Consider the following 15,271-nt stretch of genomic DNA (forward strand, 5'->3'; position numbering starts at 1 on the left):
GCAAGTCCCTGCCTTTTTATATTGCCACATTATTCTTCCTGAAGCTGGCGGACCTGTTCCTGTAAGGATTCCACTTTTTCCAGCAGATCAAGGATAATCACGGCTCCCGCCGTGTTAACGCCCAGGCTGCGCCGCAGGCAGAGTAATTTTTTCAGCCTGTTTATTTCCCGGGTATGGATGCGCTCGTGGCGGATTTCCACCACACCCAGCAGGGCCAACCGCTGCAGCAGTTCCGGATGGTATTCCAGAGTGTGAATACTGACCCAGCCTTGCTTACTTAGTACATCCTCTTTGCAGGTCTGAATCCAGTACCGCTTCATGCCGACACCTCCTGCTCTTTATGGACTGCTGCCAGCCGGCGGTAAAGCTCTGTTTCCTCTTCACTGAGGTTCTGGGGGATATCAATGACTACCCGCAGGTACAAATCCCCCTGACCGCCGGTCTTTTTACGCAGGCCCTTGCCCCGCAGGCGCAATTTTTTGCCCGTCCTGGTTCCCGGTGGGACGGTGACGGTAATGCGGCCATCTAATGTCTCCGCTGCCAATTTATCTCCCAGCACTGCCTGCCATGGTGAAATAGGCAGCTCTGCTTCCAGATCTTCACCCTTTACTTTATAGCGCTGATGGGGCAGGATGCGGACTTTGAGGTACAAATCCCCCCGCTGACCTTCGGGACCGTCGCCCTGGCCGCGGAGCCTTATTTTGCTGCCGTCCCGGGTCCCCGGAGGAACCTTTACCGTCAGTGTGCGCGGCGCCTGAGTCTGTCCCGTGCCGGCACAGCCCGGGCAGAAATTGTTACCACTAATGCCGCTGCCGCCGCAGTGGGGGCAGGCTTGCGGAGCGTTTAGCTGAATTGTTTTTTCCCCGCCATGATATGCTTCTTCCAGGGTCAGGGATAGCTCCGCCTCCACATCGGAGCCGCGGCGCTGCTGTTGCCGGCCGCTTCTTTGCCCGCCAAAAGCATCGTAGCCGGGCCGAAAGCCGCCAAAGATTGTTTCAAAAAAGTCGCTGAAGCCGCTGTCCTGGCCCGCCGAAGAATAGAAATGCATATCATCCATGTCCGGGTGGGGGCGGAAGTCATCGCCGCTTTGCCAGTTTTGACCCAACCGGTCGTACTTGGCTCTTTTTTCCGGATCACTTAGCACTTCATGTGCTTCGTTGATTTGCTTAAACTTTTCTTCCGCCGCCGCTTTTTCATCTCCGGAGTGCAGGTCGGGATGATATTTGCGGGCCAGCTTGCGATACGCTGCTTTGATGTCCTTTTCGCCGGCAACCCGGGGGATGCCCAGGACTTCATAATAATCCTGAAATTTTATACCCATTTTTCATCCCGCCGTTTCTCCTTATTTTTCTTCAAACTCGGCATCCACCACATCATCATCGTTATCGTCCCGGCTTTGGCCGGTTGCCGCTTCTTCTGCCGCCGGCCCCGCCGCTGCCAGGGTGCTGAGTGCCTGTTGCAATTCGGAACTTAATGTTTGAATTTTACTGAGATCAGCCTGTTCTTCCAGAGCTTTGCGCAAATCGGCCACCAGGCTTTCCACCCGCTCTTTGTCGGCAGCCGGTACGTTTTCTCCCGCTTCCTTAAGCTGCCGTTCTGCGGCGTAGGCCAAAGCGTCTGCCTCATTTCTGGCATCCGCCTCTTCCTTGCGCTTGCGATCTTCCTCCGCATGCTTCTTGGCGTCATCCACCATGCGCTCTATTTCAGACTGTTCCAGATTGGTGGAGCCGCTGATGGTAATCTTCTGTTCTTTACCTGTGCCCTTATCCTTAGCGGAAACATTTAAAATGCCGTTGGCATCAATGTCAAAAGTCACTTCGACCTGGGGTACGCCCCGCGGAGCAGGGGGAATGCCGTCCAGTTTAAACTGGCCCAGGGTGCGGTTGTCTTTGGCCATTTCACGCTCACCCTGCAGGATGTGGATGTCTACCGCCGGCTGGTTGTCTTCCGCGGTGGAAAACACCTGAGTCTGCCGGGTGGGTATGGTGGTGTTTCGTTCAATGATTTTTGTCATCACACCGCCCATGGTCTCCAGACCCAATGAAAGGGGAGTTACATCCAAAAGAACCACGTCTTTTAACTCACCGGTAAGCACGCCGGCCTGAATGGCAGCTCCCACCGCCACCACTTCATCCGGGTTCACACCCCTGTTTGGCTCGCGTCCTCCGGCCATCTCCTTCACAAGTTCCTGTACCGCCGGAATCCGGGTGGAACCTCCCACCAAAATCACCTGATCCACATCATTTTCGGTAATTTTGGCATCGGTCAGTGCTGCTTTGATGGGGCCGCGGCAGCGCTCCACCAAATGCTGTGTCAGTTCGTTAAACTTGGAGCGGGTCAGTTTCATCTCCAAATGCTTGGGCCCCGACGCATCGGCGGTGATAAAGGGGAGGTTTACCTGGGTTTCGGTAACCGAGGACAGCTCAACCTTGGCCTTTTCCGCTGCTTCGGTAAGGCGTTGCAGGGCCTGTTTATCCTGGCGCAGGTCAATGCCGTAATCCTTTTTGAATTGATTGGCCAACCAGTCCACAATTTCCTTATCAAAGTTGTCGCCACCCAGGTGGGTATCACCGTTGGTGGAGCGAACCTCAAACACTCCGTCGCCCACATCCAGGATGGACACGTCAAAGGTGCCGCCGCCTAAATCAAAGACAAGAATGGTTTCGTTTTCGTTTTTATCCAAACCATAGGCCAGTGCGGCGGCGGTGGGCTCGTTAATAATCCGTAGCGGATTAAGTCCGGCGATGGTTGCCGCATCCTTTGTGGCCTGCCGCTGCGCATCGTTAAAATAGGCCGGCACCGTAATTACCACATCTTTAACCTGATCGCCCAGATAACTGGACGCATCGTTTGTCAGTTTGGTAAGAACTTTGGCCGCAATTTCCTCCGGAGCGTACAGCTTGCCTTCCACATCAAAGCGTACCGCATCATCGGGTCCCGCCACCACTTTATAGGGAACCAGATTAATTTCCTCACTAACTTCAGAATACTTACGACCAATGAAGCGCTTAACTGAATATAATGTGCGCTCCGGGTTCAGGGCTCCCTGGCGCTTGGCAATCTGGCCCACCAAGCGCTCGTCACCTTTAAAGCCCACAACCGACGGCGTGGTGCGTGCGCCTTCCGCATTGGGGATAACCTGAGGCTCGCCCCCTTCCAACACTGCTACAACTGAGTTTGTAGTACCCAGATCAATACCTACAGCTTTAGCCATCTGACATTCCCTCCAAAATTTAGTTATTTCTCTTTCCCAATTATACCCAACCCAGCCAGGCAATCGATTAAACAAATCTTAAAAATATCTCTGCAACTATGCGAACTGCAAAGCATTATAATTTCCGCATACAAGAAATGGCGCCCTTACCGGTCGCCAAATCCATTAATCCTGTATCTTCAACTGCCGTCCCTGACGCTTCTCCACATCCTGCTTGGGAAGCATCAATTCCAGAACCCCGTCTTTAAACTTTGCTTCGGCCATTTCTGCCTGAAGAGGTTCCCTGAAAGGCACAGTGCGGGTAAAAGAGCCGCTGCGCCGTTCTTTAACAACATACTGTTCCTGTTTTTCTTCCTTTTCCTCCTGGTATGTGCCATTGATGACTACACTGTCTTCCAATACCCGCACATCCAGATCTTTGGCACTTACTCCGGGGATGTTTGCCTTAAGCCGATACGCCTTGCCCTTGTCAATCACATCCACCGATATGCCATGATTGGGTGCCACCGCTTCCATCGATGTGCTAAACGGGAAGAAGTGGTCAAAGAGGTCGTCCATCTGCTGCCGCAGTGTGGTGATGTTAAATGGTTCACGGGGAATCAGAGAAATCATGCTAACACATCCCTTCTATATAAATTTTATGTTTTAGCACTCTCCCCTCACGAGTGCTAATTTTAGTTTACAATAAAAGCAAAAAACTTGGCAAATAGCGTTTTAGGCCGAAACGAAATACAATGGTCAGGAAAGGTCAGATAAATTTGATTAGCTTAGTCTTTTAAAATCTTTCGTTATATTTCACATGTTTTTGCCGCTCTCGTTCCATATATTACAAATGTCTGAATTAAATCTCCAGAGGCAGGGTAAGAGGAGAACAGTGCTGAACATAATTAACCATAAATTTTTCACAAGCAAAAGAAAGAGGGTGAGATGACGATGAAAAAAACCTTGGCCTTACTTGCAATTATTGTGACCTTTCTTATTCTGCAGGGCTGTGGTGGACAACAGTCGCCACAAGAGTCTGACCGGGAGCAGGCGGCAAATGACTCTCCAGTATCAGAGGAAGAAGTGTTGTTTAACCCCGGTGATTTTGAGGATCCCTCCGTTTGTGGCGGATGCCATGGTGAAATTCATCAGGCCTGGAGCGGCTCCATGCATGCAGCAGCCTGGACCAATGAACTTTACCAACCGGATTATCTGTTGGCTGCGCAGGAAACAGACGGGGCCACAGATGTCTTCTGCGGGGAATGTCATGCGCCGGTGGCGGTGAGGGTGGGGCAGCTCCCCCCGGTGGACGGCAGTGAGTTTGATGATACTTCCCGCCAAGGTGTTTCCTGTGATTTTTGCCATACCGTATCAGAGGTAAAAGAGCCGGTAAACGTGCAGAGCATATCAGAGCCGGGTCGGCTAAAAAGGGGCCCGCGGGGCGATACTGTCTCACCGGCGCACGACACTGTATTCTCTGAGTTGCACACGGACCCCGCTTTTTGTGGGGCCTGCCATAATGTCCGCCACCCAACCAGCGGTACAATGGTGATTGATACCTATGATGACTGGCTGGACGGCCCCTATGCCGAAGAAGGAATTACCTGTCAGAATTGCCATATGACACCTACGCCGGGAGTGGGGAAAAATCCCGGCAAGTCTGCCACCATCGGTGATGCTCAGGAAAGAGATCATGTTGCTACCCACTTCTTCGTGGGCGGAAGCTCCTGGACACTAAACCGGCGCGGCTATGAGGAGCATGCGCAAATGGCAGAAGAAAACCTGCGGTCCGCTGCAGAATTAAGCCTGGACGGTCAGGTAACAGCAAATGGTCTGGAGCTGACGGTAACGGCGGAAAATGTGGGTGCCGGGCATGCTATTCCCACAGGAGTTACGTATATCCGGAAAATGTGGCTTGAGCTAACGGTGGAAAACGAACAGGGCGAAGTGGTCTATGTATCCGGGCACACAGATGACGATAATCATGTTGACCCTGATGCGGTCTTTTACCGTAAACTGTTTATTGACGGCGACGGCAATCAAACCAGTAAAAGCTGGCTGGCGGAAGGTATTGGTTATGACCGCCGCATTCCTGCCGGGGGTAGCGACAGTGAAACATATATAATTGACGCTGTGGGCTCTTCGTATACAGCCACAGTGCGGCTTTTGTACAGAACTACGACCCAGGAAGCGTTAAACAATCATTTAAGCGAAGAGGACCTGGAGATTGAAAGTGTGGAAATGGCAAAGGAAACAATAGTTATTAATTAAAACAGTTTCCCGCCCTGACAGGGCGGGAACTAAATTTTCCCAAAGCAGTAATTGTTATTAGTTAAATATTACAGAGTTATTAATCAAGCCTTACATACTATTAAATTTAACAATCAGGGCAGGATAAAAGCACTTACCCGCGAAGATGTATCCGGATACCTTGCGAAAAGTATGTTTTTGAAGGAGAGCCTTATGACTGAAAACGGAGTATTATTGCACTATCTTAAATTTCTCTCCCGCAACCGTAAGTCTCAACCACAGCAACAGCAAGTAAACACACAAACCTTGCCCCCTGAGATGTTTAGCGTCTCCGAGGCCCTAATTGTTATCATGGACAAAGAGGAAAAGATAGTGGAATTCAATGCTGCGGCAGAGCGCCTGTCCGGTTACACTCGCCAGGAGATGGTGGGAAAGACCCTTGCCGGTCTGGTGCCGCAGGAAGAGTTGGGTTGGGTCAGCGAAGCGATTCAGGAAGTTGCCAGGGACAATCTCCCCTATAGTATAGAGAATCACTGGCTTGCCAAAGACGGGTCCAAACATCTTATTCACTGGGCCATTACTAATATTAAGACCCCTGACGGAAAAGTTCAGTACGTGGTGGGTACAGGTTTGAATATTACAGAGGTAACTCAACAGGAGAGAAGACGTAACCTGTTGATGAATATCCTGCATACCCTGGCCAGTTCTCACACTGAAAAAGACACGCTAAAGGCAATTTTGCAGCAGATTCAGGACTATACAGGCTGTGATGCCGCCGGTATACGGCTGCGCAAAGGCCAGGACTTTCCCTATGCAGAGGCAGTGGGATTTTCCGATAAATTTCTGACCCGAGAGGCGAGCCTGTGGTCTATCAAAACGGGGAAATGGCCCGTAATGATGACGGAGTGCCTGTACTTGACTGTATGTGCGGCCGTGTGATCCGGGAGGATTTGGAGGAAACTCTGGTATCGCTTTCTGCCTCCGGTGCATTTTATACCGGAGACATCAACCAACTTTGTTCTGAGCTGGGTAAAAAAAATATTGACTTTAATGTTCGCAATTATTGCGGTGCAGAAGGATATCGTTCCATTGCCCTGATTCCCCTGCGTGCACAGGATGAAATAGTGGGGCTTTTGCAGTTAAATGACCGTAAACCCCATAAATTCAGTGAGGACAACATTGAATTTCTTAACCTGGCCGGCAAGAGTATCGGTACCGCTCTGACCCGTTTCCGGGCAGAGCAGGCCCACCGGCGCAGTGAGATGCTGTTGGATGAAATCATCCAAAAAGCCCAGGACGGTTTCTCCCTAACTACTCCGGAGGGACGGGTGATTATTTATAACAATGCCATGGAGGAGATTTCCGGATATACCAGGGAAGAGGTGGACAGACACGGCTGGTATTACCTGATTTTCCCCGTTGAAGAAGACCGGAAGCTGGCCATCCAAAAAGCCCGTCTGGCCATTGCCGGTAAGCTGGAGCACTACGAGCTGCAAATTACCTGTAAAGACGGCACGAAAAAGCCGGTAATCCTGTCGCTGACGCCGCTGGAAATTGACGGCCAAACCTTTAATTTTACGGTAATGATTGATTTATTCAAAAAATATAAAACAGAAGATATGTTCTAAAAAAGAAACGGCCCCGCATGGGGCCGTTTTGCATGGCTGCAGAAGCTACAGGCGGACCTGCAGCGGGTCGCGAAACTGCTTTTCATCCAGAGAGAGGGCATGGTCAATTTGTTTTAACATGGCTTCTTTGTCTCCGGGGAATTTACCGCTCACATTCCAGTAGTTGGAGATGTGGTCACTGTACAACGTGCTGGAAATACCCTCCAGATGTTCAATGAACAGGCGTGTTTCCGCCAGAGCTTCATGGGGGGAGAGCAGTTTGAAGTCCCCTTTTTTAAACATGTCATATAAAGGTGTTCCCTGCGCCGGCATTAGAGTGCGCAGCCGGATAAAATCCGGGTTAATGCGATTTAGCACCCGGGCGCTGTTTTGGGCATGCTGCTCAGAGAGCGTTTTTCCCCCGGCACCCACAATAATATATTCACTTAACTCGATACCCGCATCTTTTATCATCTGTCCTGCCCGGACAATGCCTTGGGCATCCACCCCTTTATTCTGCAGCCGCAGCACCTCATCGTCACCGGATTCCATGCCGGAATGGATCCTTGACAGCCCCGCTTCCCGCAGCGCCACCCAGTCCGCCGGTTTCTTTTTGGTAATAAAGCGGGCCGAGCCATAGGATGTGATGCGCTCCACAGCAGGAAACAATTGGCGGATGCAGCGAAGAATCTCCACCAGATGATCCGTTTTCATAACAATGGTGTTGCCGTCTGCCAAAAAGATAGTGCGTACCGAATCACCGTAATAGTCCCGGGCCATAGCAAGGTCCTCTTTAATTTCGTCTACAGAGCGCAACCGAAAGCGGCTTTGCCGGTACATGGAGCAAAAAGTACAACGATTGTGGGGGCATCCCACCGTGGCCTGAATAATCAGACTGCCCGCCTCACTGGGCGGACGGTAAACCATTCCCTCATAGCGCATATACTCACCTCCCGAAAAACTATGAACATATGAATCACTGCCATCATAATCATTGTAACATGAGCCGTCTTTCCTTTCAGGTTCTTTAAGAAATTGTCATTGACTTTTTCCGGATAACCGGGGTACAATTTAATTGTTCAAAATCTAACCATTTGAGGTGACACATTTGGACATCAACAAAGAAATTAAGGAGACAGAGCAGCTCTTTTTAGAGCTTTTTCCTTTATATTACCATAAATTTGGTGCCATTTTCCGTGAAGATGACGGTTTGCCCATGCGCTGCACCAAAAACCAAAAGCGGGCTATTTTGCTCATTGCCAAAGGCAATGACGTCACATCTTCGGAGTTGGGCCGCTGTCTGGACATGCGCAAAGGCAGCCTCACATCCCTGTTGGATTCGCTGGAAGAAATGGGACTGGTGAGGCGCAGACCGGATGACCATGACCGCCGCCGGACATTACTCTACCTCACCGCAGACGGCAAAGACTATTTTGCAAAGATGATGAAGCGGCATGAAAATATGTTTACCGAAATTATATCTACACTCTCTCCCGAAGACATTAAGCGTATCCGCCACGGGCTGCGGGACGTTGTTGACGGACTGAAGAAAATCTGACGGAGGCTTTTTTATGGTATCGACCAAACAACTGGCAGAAGGAAATATACCCAATCTGATTATGAAGTTTTCCGGGCCGGCCATTGTGGGGATGGTGGTAATGTCCATTTACAATGTGGTGGACCGGATTTTTATCGGCCGCTACGTTGGCTCGCTGGGCTTGGCAGGTGTAACCGTTTCGTTTCCGTTAATGACGGTAATCATGGCTTTGTCCATGCTGGTGGGCATCGGCGCCACCGCCCTGATTTCCATTCGCTTAGGAGAGCAAAAAAACAGTGAAGCAGAAAAAGTGATGGGCAATGCCCTGGCTCTCTTTCTTCTGGTATCTCTGGTCCTGACTGTTTTTGGCCTGGCCTTTCTTGACCCGCTTCTGACCCTCTTTGGTGCCAGCGCCAATGTATTGCCCTATGCCCGGGACTACATGCAGATTATCCTGTGGGGCTGTGTTTTTCAGATCCTCAGCTTTGGCGTTAACAATTTTATCCGCGCCGAAGGAAATCCTCATATTGCCATGTTTACCATGGTAATCGGTGCGGTGCTCAACATTATTCTTGATGCGGTGCTGATTCTCGGCCTGGATATGGGCGTAGCCGGCGCGGCATTGGCCACCATCATCTCCCAGGCAGTTTCTGCGGCCTACGTTATGTACTACTTTTTGCGGGGGAAAAGCCTTTTAAAGTTCCGCCCCGGTTGCCTGCGGCTGCAGCGTGTACTGGTAAATGAGATTGTGGCCGTAGGCGCTCCTGCATTTCTCAAGCAAATTGCCACCAGCCTGATTGTGGTTATTCTTAATAACAGTTTGCTTCATTACGGCGGAGATATGGCTATTTCTGCCTTCGGTGCCATCCACAGCATCCTGGTACTTATTTTGATGCCCATTTTTGGCATCAGCCAGGGTATTCAGCCCATCATCGGCTATAACTACGGAGCAAAGAAGTTCGAGCGGGTTAAGCAGACGCTGTATCTGGGAATTCTGGTCTCAACGGGCATTGTCCTGGCAGCCTTTGTAGCCATTGTCCTGGTGCCGGAGCGTTTCATTGCGCTCTTTTCCACCGATGCGGAGCTGGTAGCGATAGGCAGTGCCGGTTTGCGTGGCTTTTTGGCTTTCCTGCCCATCATCGGCTTTCAGATTACCGGCGCCAATTATTTTCAGGCGGTGGGCAAACCCCGCCAGGCCGTATTTTTAAACCTTTCCCGTCAGGTTCTGCTTTTCATTCCTGCACTATTAATCCTGCCCCGCTACTATGGTCTGGCAGGAATCTGGATGGTGGGACCGGTGGCCGACTTTTTCTCATCCGTAATTACCGCCATCTGTCTGGTAATTGAAGTCCGCTATCTGGACCAACAGGAGCGGGAATACACCCTAAGAGCGCAGTTTGACGCGCAGTAAAGCGCAAAGGGGGAATATCTTTTGAAACGGACCATGTTTATTATGTCCCTGGCGGTGGTGGGGTTGGCAATTTCCGCCTGGTACCAGGGAGGAATGGATTTGCTGGGTACCGGTGTTATGGCTGGAATACTGATGTTCATTGATGTCCTGCCCATGCTAATTGCCGCCTTTGCCGTCAGCGGCTTGGTGCAGGTGCTTATCAACCCGCAAATGATCAATAACTTTTTAGGTGAGGGCAAGGGTTTAAAAGGGGTAACTCTGGGAGCAGTGGCCGGTAGCGTGATTCCCGGCGGTCCCTATGTGTACTATCCCTTAAGCGCTTCCTTTGCGACCGCCGGTGTGCAGGCATCCACCCTGATGGCCTTTGTGGTCTCCAAAAGCCTTTGGGATTTGGCCCGCATTCCCATGGAGGTAGCCATCATCGGTTTCACACCAGCCATGATTCGCCTGCTGGTCACACTGCCATTTCCCATTCTCGCCGGTCTTTTGGTCTACTGGTTTTATCCCGGCCTGACCCGGCAAATGCTGCCGGTGCAAAAGATGGAGGAGGATAAACAATGACCACCACAATTCTCATCCTGGCCGCCCTGGCTTTGGCTTTGTTCATTGCTGCTTTGCGCCGCAAAGACGGCAGCCATACAGAAGGCCTGGCCTCCGGAGCCAAACTTTTTTACTCATACCTGCCCCTGCTGCTGCTGGCCTTTTTAGCTGCCGGCCTCCTCCAGGTGGCCCTGCCTCCGGAGCTTATCAGCGGCTGGTTAGGTGCGGAAGCGGGCTGGCGCGGGATTCTCATCGGCAGTTTTTCCGGTATGCTGGTGGCCGCAGGTCCTTATGTTTCCTTTCCCATTTTTGCCTCCATCATGCAGGGAGGAGCGGGCATCGGTACCGTTGTGGCACTGGTAACCAGTTGGTCCTTGTTAACATTTTCCAAACTGCCTTTTGAGCTGGCGGTTTTGGGCCCCAAATTTACGGTGGTTCGCATCACCATTGTCATTCTCATGCCGCCCATAGCCGGATTTCTTGCCCATATCTTTTTTGCCGGCATTCTCTAATCAAGAAAGTTTGGTGCATAATAAACAAAGGTAAATGATATCGGGAGGAAGTTATGTCAGAAATTTTAGCACACGTGACCCGGGGCGGTGCGGTGGAATGCATACACCGCGGCGACCTGGTGGTGACGGACACAGAAGGTAAAATTGTTTTTTCCATTGGCGATCCACAAAAGCATACATATTGGCGCTCTGCCGCCAAGCCTTTTCAGGTTATTCCTCTGGTGGAAGCAGAGGGGATGAAACGTTTTGATTTCAGCGGCCGGGAGCTGGCGCTGATGACCTCCTCACACGGAGGAGAAGAGACCCATGTAGCAGCGGTACAGAGTATCCTTGATAAAATAGGGCTGACCGCCGATGCCCTGGAATGCGGGGCGGCCCCACCCATGTACCGGCGCGCCGCTAATAAAATCCTAAAAGAGGGCGGTTCATTTTCTGTTTTCACCAATGCCTGTTCCGGCAAACACGCCGCAATCCTGGCGTTAGCCAAAATACGTGACTATCCGGTGGAGGGCTATTCCCAGCCCATACACCCGGCGCAGCATGAAGTGCTTCGCGCCGTGGCCGACTTGGCCGGGCTGATGCCCAAAGACCTGACCATCGGCATCGACGGCTGCGGCTTTCCCGTTTTTGGCCTGCCCATCTACAACATGGCCATCGCTTATGCCCATCTGGCCAACCCTCACCGCTTTCCCCAATCCCGCCGCAGCGCTCTGGAGACCATCGCTATGGCCATGACCGCCCATCCACACTACGTAGCCGGCACCAACCGGCTGGACACAGCCCTGATGGAAGCCACCGGCGGCCGCATCCTGGCCAAAGTGGGCTCTGAAGGTGTCTATAACGTCAGCATCACAGACCAGGGCCTGGGCCTGACCCTAAAAATAGAAGACGGCAACTTCCGCCCCTTCGGGCCCGTCATCATCGAAGCCCTAAAAAAGCTAAACGCCCTCACACCAACCGAGTTGGAAACCCTCCACCCCCACCACCAAGTCTACCTGCAAAACCACCGCAAACAAACCATCGGCCAAATAATCCCCACCCTCTAACGGTGGACAGAGGGACAGGTTTATTTGTCCACACATATATTTCCATTTTCTTCACGTGCCCATTGCGAGACAAAGGGGACAGGTGATTTTGTCTCACAGCCGCGAATTCGCGGCTTTTTATTTTGCCTCCACTTTCCAGACCTTATCTGATCTGAAAACAACAGTTTCAAAAACCAAGCTTAATGACTCCATATCTTCAGGAACTGTTTCAAAGTAGAGGGTCTGATATTTCCAGCCTGAAAAGAGCGGGAGCCAGGGTTACATTTCCTGCTGTTGCGTACTTAAGAGGCACGGAGAAACTTCTTGCAGAAACTAACGTAATTCTTGTCTGCGCTTCAAATATTTAGTAAACTTTGTTAAATATTGCAGGATAATAATATTTCTTGTTGAAATATATTATATATTTCTGAAAATTGACTACTGGAGGTGTACTTATGACAAACCAGGAGAACAGTTTTATCCGTAAAAATGAATTACAAACAAATCTATTTGTACTTAAAGTTCTCTACCTGATTTTTCTCGGTGGGATATCCCTTATTGCAATTATGATTGGGACAGGGATTTTGGATACCACTTGGACCGCTTGGTTGATTATGTTTCTGGGAATGGGTGTGCCGGTAGGAATCGCCACTTTGCTGCAACGCTCTTTCACTGCCCATCCATTTATAAAATACATCTTAGTTCTCACATCTATCGTAGGCTTTGGGGTCATTGTTGGCGCAAATGATATTAATCTGTCGTTGTCACCGTTGTGGCTTGGTTCATTAGCTCTCAGTGTTCTTTACTTTAACTTTCCGCTAACTATCGTCACAGCACTTACAGTGACTGTGACCAATGCCGTTTTCGTTTTTTCCGCTCCCGGCAGAGGTATGGAGGCCGCCGACATGTCGATTATGGCTGCCAATTCGTTAGCTTTTTTTATTGCTGCCTGTGCCATCTCTTTTTCCTCCTATAAAGGGCGGGAAATGTTAAATCAAAGTATTGAACTGCAAAGCAAAGCAAGTAGACAGGCTGAGGTAATGACAATGATTGTAACTGAAGCACAAGCTGCGGCAGGTAAGGTTAATTTAGCGGGAGAAAGTCTGGCAGCGTCTTCTCAGGAGATAAGCGCCAGCCTGGAGGAGGTTGCCGCTACAGCAACTGAATTCTCCGGCAATGCGCAAAATATGTCTCTCCGGGCCCAGGAGATGCAGGAAACGGGCAGCCAAATTAACCTGAAGGCCAGGGACGGGGGGGCGGCTATCAATAGCGCCATGAATGAAATGGAGGAGATTGACACCAGTGTTGCAGGAATGCAGGACATAATAGTTACACTGCACAATCAGTCAAAAAATATTGGTAGCGTAACCGAGACTATCATTGGTATAGCCGAACAGACAAACTTACTTGCTCTTAATGCCGCCATTGAGGCGGCCAGGGCAGGAGAGCAGGGTAAAGGATTTGCTGTGGTGGCAGAAGAGGTGCGTAAACTGGCAGAGCACTCCGCCCAATCTGCTGCCGAGATTTCTCAGTCAATTCAATCTGTGGAGCTACAGGCGCAAAAGGCCGCGGAAAATATGGAGCAAAATGCTGCCAAGGTTAAATCCGGGTCTGAAGTGGTAACAAATGCGGGGCAGATTTTTGAAGCCATTATTGGGGAAATTGGCCAAGTAGCAGAGCAGATTCAGGATATCGCTGCATCATCTCAGGAAATCGGCTCAGGGAGCGAAAGCCTGTCAGCAGCAGTAGAGGAGCAAACTGCCACCATGACCGAAGTGGCAAATACTGCTGCGGGATTGCAGGAAACTGTTAACAGTCTGCTTGAAGTATTACAGAAAAATGATTACGCTTAAACCTGGCAAGCCAGCCACGGGGACCGTTCCCCTGGCTGGTTGCTTTATTGCTTAAGCTTTTGTAACTAACCGTCGCGGTTTGGACCACAAGATGTGGGAGCGGGTGAGACTTTGAGAACCGTCCCGGGAGTCTCAGTGTGCAAAAAATTGCATGGTTTTTGCAAAAAAAGGTCCGTCCCCGGTTTGCGGAAATATTTAATAGTAGATAAAAGCAGGGATAAGGGGGGAAAATGCAGAATAATACGTAAAATTCGACTAGTTGGAGGTTTTTTTGTGATAGATCAGGAGAAGATTCAAAAAGCGGTCCGCATGATTTTGGAAGGTATCGGCGAAGATCCGGACCGGGAGGGTTTGCAGGATACACCGGCACGGGTGGCAAAAATGTATGGTGAAGTGTTTTCCGGACTGCACTGTGATCCCTGTGATCATCTGGAGACCTGTTTCTACGAAGAAAAACATGACGAAATGGTGCTGATTAAGGATATCAGTATCTACTCCATGTGTGAGCATCATCTGTTGCCTTTTTACGGCAAAGCACATGTGGCCTATATTCCCAATCCGGAAAAGATCACCGGCCTGAGCAAGCTGGTGCGGGTGGTGGAGACACTGTCTCGCCGGCCGCAGCTGCAGGAGAGGTTGACTACTCAGATTGCCGACACCATTGTGGAAAAGCTGGATGCCAAGGGCGTTGTGGTGGTCATCGAAGCCGAACATCTGTGTATGACCATCCGCGGTGTGAAAAAGCCCGGCTCCACCACAGTTACCTCGGCGGTGCGCGGCATCTGCCGCACCAACCATCTTACCCGGGCCGAAGCCTTTTCGCTGCTTAAGGGAACCCATCGGTAAATGGACCGCGTACAAAAACTTACCGCCGATCCTGATTATCGGCGGTATCTTTGCGTGACCGCCCAATACGAAACGGAGCGGCCATTTTGCCGCCACGACTTCAATCACCTGCTGGATGTGGCGCGCATTGCCTGGATTCTCTGCCTGCAGCGCAGCATTGATATCGGGCAACCGGTGGTTTATGCCGCTGCCCTGCTCCATGATATCGGACGTTTTGCCCAATATGAAGATAAAGCGGTGGACCATGCAGCAGAAAGTGCCCGTCTGGCCGAACCGCTTTTAATTAAGCACGGCTTTGCCGCAGCGGAAATCAGCACCATTTTGCCCGCCATCACTGCTCACCGCCTGCCGCCGGAGCAGGTGGAAGACCCGTTTTCTGCGGTTTTAGCGGAAGCCGATGATTTATCCCGGCGTTGTTTTGACTGTACGGCCCAAAAAGGCTGCTATAAATTTGACCGGATGGCCACGGCCAAAGGTATCCGGTACTGATGGGG

The 15,271-nt window shown here is 50.8% G+C and carries 16 protein-coding genes; 11 read left to right on the forward strand and 5 right to left on the reverse strand.

The window, feature by feature from the left end:
• Positions 1-29: 29 nt before the first annotated feature.
• From DEALDRAFT_RS01565 to DEALDRAFT_RS15745, 4 genes are all read right to left on the reverse strand, one after another.
• Positions 30-320 carry a chaperone modulator CbpM gene (locus tag DEALDRAFT_RS01565; protein WP_008514214.1) on the reverse strand — a complete coding sequence of 97 codons (291 nt, stop codon included), beginning with the start codon at positions 318-320 and terminating at the stop codon, positions 30-32.
• On the reverse strand, positions 317-1,321 hold the full coding sequence (locus tag DEALDRAFT_RS01570) for a DnaJ C-terminal domain-containing protein (RefSeq protein ID WP_008514215.1): 1,005 nt from the start codon (positions 1,319-1,321) through the stop codon (positions 317-319). The genes DEALDRAFT_RS01565 and DEALDRAFT_RS01570 overlap by 4 nt, the downstream gene beginning before the upstream one ends.
• Before the next feature lie 21 nt (positions 1,322-1,342).
• On the reverse strand, positions 1,343-3,214 hold the full coding sequence (gene dnaK, locus DEALDRAFT_RS01575; protein ID WP_008514217.1) for a molecular chaperone DnaK: 1,872 nt from the start codon (positions 3,212-3,214) through the stop codon (positions 1,343-1,345).
• Between the two features lie 165 nt (positions 3,215-3,379).
• Positions 3,380-3,826: an Hsp20/alpha crystallin family protein gene (locus tag DEALDRAFT_RS15745; RefSeq protein ID WP_008514219.1), complete on the reverse strand. Its 447-nt coding sequence runs from the start codon at positions 3,824-3,826 to the stop codon at positions 3,380-3,382.
• 315 nt (positions 3,827-4,141) lie between these two features.
• On the opposite strand from DEALDRAFT_RS15745, the gene DEALDRAFT_RS01585 reads away from it, so the two are divergent.
• The 3 genes from DEALDRAFT_RS01585 (at position 4,142) to DEALDRAFT_RS01595 (ending at position 7,074) form a co-directional block, all read left to right on the forward strand.
• Positions 4,142-5,467, forward strand: a complete 1,326-nt coding sequence (locus DEALDRAFT_RS01585) for a multiheme c-type cytochrome (protein WP_008514221.1) — start codon at positions 4,142-4,144, stop codon at positions 5,465-5,467.
• A gap of 192 nt (positions 5,468-5,659) precedes the next feature.
• On the forward strand, positions 5,660-6,385 hold the full coding sequence (locus DEALDRAFT_RS01590; protein WP_008514223.1) for a PAS domain-containing protein: 726 nt from the start codon (positions 5,660-5,662) through the stop codon (positions 6,383-6,385).
• Complete coding sequence (locus tag DEALDRAFT_RS01595; RefSeq protein WP_083798568.1) at positions 6,310-7,074, forward strand: PAS domain S-box protein; 765 nt, start codon at positions 6,310-6,312, stop codon at positions 7,072-7,074. The genes DEALDRAFT_RS01590 and DEALDRAFT_RS01595 overlap by 76 nt, the downstream gene beginning before the upstream one ends.
• A 45-nt stretch (positions 7,075-7,119) precedes the next feature.
• Here DEALDRAFT_RS01595 and DEALDRAFT_RS01600 read toward each other — a convergent pair whose 3' ends face one another.
• On the reverse strand, positions 7,120-7,995 hold the full coding sequence (locus DEALDRAFT_RS01600) for a radical SAM protein (RefSeq protein ID WP_008514225.1): 876 nt from the start codon (positions 7,993-7,995) through the stop codon (positions 7,120-7,122).
• A 166-nt stretch (positions 7,996-8,161) separates the two neighbouring features.
• Between DEALDRAFT_RS01600 and DEALDRAFT_RS01605 the strand changes: the two genes are divergently transcribed.
• From DEALDRAFT_RS01605 to DEALDRAFT_RS01640, 8 genes are all read left to right on the forward strand, one after another.
• The gene (locus DEALDRAFT_RS01605) at positions 8,162-8,611 is read left to right on the forward strand and encodes a MarR family winged helix-turn-helix transcriptional regulator (protein WP_008514226.1); all 450 of its coding nucleotides are present in this window, start codon (positions 8,162-8,164) and stop codon (positions 8,609-8,611) included.
• 13 nt (positions 8,612-8,624) lie between these two features.
• Entirely contained in the window at positions 8,625-10,001 is a 1,377-nt protein-coding gene (locus DEALDRAFT_RS01610; protein ID WP_008514227.1) for an MATE family efflux transporter, read from the forward strand.
• A gap of 21 nt (positions 10,002-10,022) precedes the next feature.
• Positions 10,023-10,562 carry a permease gene (locus DEALDRAFT_RS01615; RefSeq protein ID WP_008514228.1) on the forward strand — a complete coding sequence of 180 codons (540 nt, stop codon included), beginning with the start codon at positions 10,023-10,025 and terminating at the stop codon, positions 10,560-10,562.
• Positions 10,559-11,053: a permease gene (locus DEALDRAFT_RS01620; protein ID WP_008514229.1), complete on the forward strand. Its 495-nt coding sequence runs from the start codon at positions 10,559-10,561 to the stop codon at positions 11,051-11,053. The genes DEALDRAFT_RS01615 and DEALDRAFT_RS01620 overlap by 4 nt, the downstream gene beginning before the upstream one ends.
• A 53-nt stretch (positions 11,054-11,106) precedes the next feature.
• On the forward strand, positions 11,107-12,099 hold the full coding sequence (locus DEALDRAFT_RS01625) for an asparaginase (protein WP_008514230.1): 993 nt from the start codon (positions 11,107-11,109) through the stop codon (positions 12,097-12,099).
• Positions 12,100-12,533: 434 nt separating this feature from the next.
• Positions 12,534-13,931 (forward strand): methyl-accepting chemotaxis protein, encoded by a 1,398-nt coding sequence (locus DEALDRAFT_RS15750; protein WP_008514231.1) that lies wholly within the window; start codon positions 12,534-12,536, stop codon positions 13,929-13,931.
• A 273-nt stretch (positions 13,932-14,204) separates the two neighbouring features.
• On the forward strand, positions 14,205-14,777 hold the full coding sequence (folE, locus tag DEALDRAFT_RS01635) for a GTP cyclohydrolase I FolE (RefSeq protein ID WP_008514239.1): 573 nt from the start codon (positions 14,205-14,207) through the stop codon (positions 14,775-14,777).
• Complete coding sequence (locus DEALDRAFT_RS01640; RefSeq protein ID WP_008514240.1) at positions 14,778-15,266, forward strand: HD domain-containing protein; 489 nt, start codon at positions 14,778-14,780, stop codon at positions 15,264-15,266.
• Positions 15,267-15,271 lie beyond the last annotated feature (5 nt).

Origin of the sequence: Dethiobacter alkaliphilus AHT 1 (genome assembly GCF_000174415.1) — a bacterium.
In the GTDB taxonomy this organism is placed as follows: domain Bacteria; phylum Bacillota; class Dethiobacteria; order Dethiobacterales; family Dethiobacteraceae; genus Dethiobacter; species Dethiobacter alkaliphilus.